This is a genomic window from Photorhabdus africana (assembly GCF_035181445.1).
In the GTDB taxonomy this organism is placed as follows: domain Bacteria; phylum Pseudomonadota; class Gammaproteobacteria; order Enterobacterales; family Enterobacteriaceae; genus Photorhabdus; species Photorhabdus laumondii.
Genome location: NZ_JAXBVE010000260.1, coordinates 1 through 264, shown reverse-complemented (window position 1 = coordinate 264; position 264 = coordinate 1). Strand labels below are relative to the sequence as shown.

At 48.1% G+C, this 264-nt stretch carries 1 pseudogene; it reads right to left on the bottom strand.

Annotation, left to right across the window (positions count from 1 at the left end):
* Positions 1-264 (bottom strand): annotated as a pseudogene (locus SLS51_RS23680) (ISNCY family transposase); the annotation flags it as partial.

Here is a 264-nt window from a genome sequence, read left to right as displayed (position 1 = left end):
GTGACAATAATGTCCAAACTCACGCCATGCCGTAATAAGGCACGAGCCGTTTCCAGTTTACCTTCCGCTCGGCCTTCCTCTCGGCCTTGCACAATACCCTGCTCAATGCCTCGCTCAATACCTTGCTCAATACCTCGCTCAATACCTTGCTCAATACCTTGCTCGCGCCCTTTTTGTTCAAGCTGTTCTGCAATAGTCATCAACATCGTTTCATGCTCCGGAGATTGTTCAATCAGTTGATGGACAAATTGTGAGAGATCCAAC